The organism is Kitasatospora sp. A2-31 (assembly GCF_022288725.1).
GTDB lineage: Bacteria > Actinomycetota > Actinomycetes > Streptomycetales > Streptomycetaceae > Kitasatospora.
On sequence record NZ_JAKNTA010000118.1, the window covers coordinates 1 to 1,801 of the forward strand.

Below are 1,801 nucleotides of genomic sequence, written 5' to 3' on the forward strand. Positions count from 1 at the left end.
CCCCCGCCGTGACCACCAGGGACCGGAACGGCGGATGAGGACACCCCGGCCCCACCAGCCCCGGCCCCACCAGCCCCGGCGCCCGCCCCCGCCCGGCCCCTCGCTCGCCGCCGACACCGATGCCGGCCACGGCGTGCAGCAACTCGAGGGATACCTGTACTGGCAGGCCGAAACCGAAGAGGCCCGGCAGGCCGCCCGCGACCTGGCCGACCACCTCCCCTGGCTCACCGGCACCCAGCGCCACGACCTCGAACACCACTACACCCGCGCCCACCTCCACGTGTCCCGCGCGTACCTCACCCGGCTGCGCGGTCGCCGCGACGAACTGCGCGCCGAGTACGAGGCCCGCTACCGCCACCTGCGGGCGCGATGCGTGCTCACCGCACTCCTCGTGACGACCACGGCCGTGCTGTGCGCCGTCCTCAGCCTGATCCACCGCTGACCGGCCGGGGCCCGACGGTGCCCGCCTTCCCGCCGAAGCCGGGCACCTCGCGTCCGTCCAGCCGGCCGGGGGTCAGGCGTCGGTCGTCGTCGAGTGCCTGACCCAGCGGGTTTCCGCGATGCCGCAGGTGTAGGCGTGCGCCGCGGCGGCACGGAGACGACGGTCCGCGAGCCAGGGGCCGAAGATGCCGGCCCCGGATCCGGCGAAGCCGGGGTTGGTGAAGAGCCTCAACTCGTCCACCAGGTCCTGCCGTAGGAGGGACGTCACGAACCCCGCGCCGCCGAAGCACAGCAGGTCGCCGGCGGCCTCCTTCTTGGCCCGGGCGACGGCCTGGTCGAACTCGCCGTTGAGGACGGTGGTGTTCGGCCAGGCGCGCTCCGGCCGGCCCGTTCGGCTGACGACGAACTTGGGCAGAGCGCCGATGGCGCGGCTGAAGTTCCACTCCCCGTCGGTCGGGTGTCGGCGGGCCATCGCGTCCCAGTGGGCGAGGTAGCCTTCGTCGGCCATCGGACGGCTGAGGAGGATCCCCGCGGCGTCGGCGAACAGGTCGTTGAACGCTTCGCGCAGGTCCTCGCTCCAGGGCCACTGCGGCCCCCAGTTCCACAGCTGCCAGGTCGAATCCGCGAGCGTGCTGCTCACACAGCCGTCGATGGAGATCTGCATCGCCACGACCAAGCGGTTCATGACGTCCCTTTCTGTTCCTGGGCGGCCGGGGCCGCCTCTTCCCGGCGCTGCCACCCCCGAGTGACGGCACGGTGCGGATCGGCCGAACGGCCCGGCGCGTCACGGGCCGCTGCCGGCGGGAGGCGCTGACGGGGACGGCCCGCCGGCCGGACGGGCGGTTTCAGTACCGCTCGGCCCGGCGGGCCAGCGCAGCCATGGTCTCCGGCCAGTCGGCGGTGATCTGCGGGCCGATCCCGGGGCCGGCGTCGTCGGAGCCCTCCCCCGTGATCTCCAGCCGGTAGGTGATGCGAGCACCCCTTTCCACCGGGAGGACCTGGTGCACGGTGCGCAGGCGGACCGGACCGAAGACCGCCTCGTCGACGAAGCTCTCACCGGGGGTCACCTCGTCGAGGCGGAGCTCGACCGGGTCCTGCCCCCGGGGCACCATGGTGATCTCACCGCCGTCGGTGAAGCCGCCGCGCAACTCGATCTTCTCGATGTCGGTGTTCCACTCGGGCCAGGTCGCGACATCGGCCCAGATGCGCCAGACGGCAGAGGGTGCGGCGCTGGTCTCGACGCTGTGTTCGTACTTCCACACGGTGGCCTCCGGTTCATTGACAGGTGTGCAGTTGCGGATCATCGGCGCGCAGAGCATCTGCGCGGGGCGGCTGGTCGCCTGTGCCGGCGGTGCCGGGG

General features: G+C 72.8%; 3 protein-coding genes. 1 reads left to right on the forward strand and 2 read right to left on the reverse strand.

Going from position 1 to position 1,801, the window contains the following annotated elements:
• Nucleotides 1–442: hypothetical protein (locus tag MCM47_RS40015; protein WP_238951757.1), on the forward strand; the 442-nt coding region annotated here is incomplete at its 5' end.
• Nucleotides 443–514: 72 nt separating this feature from the next.
• On the opposite strand, the gene MCM47_RS40020 is transcribed toward MCM47_RS40015, so the two are convergent.
• Entirely contained in the window at nt 515–1,126 is a 612-nt protein-coding gene (locus MCM47_RS40020) for a dihydrofolate reductase family protein (RefSeq protein ID WP_238859939.1), read from the reverse strand.
• Nucleotides 1,127–1,286: 160 nt separating this feature from the next.
• Nucleotides 1,287–1,801, reverse strand: a 515-nt coding sequence (locus tag MCM47_RS40025; RefSeq protein WP_238951758.1) for an SRPBCC family protein, incomplete at its 5' end; no start/stop codon positions are given.

Bases quoted from the DNA above. Each gene is read 5' to 3' on its own strand.
- MCM47_RS40020 (WP_238859939.1), bottom strand. From the start codon at position 1,126: ATGAACCGCTTGGTCGTGGCGATGCAGATCTCCATCGACGGCTGTGTG.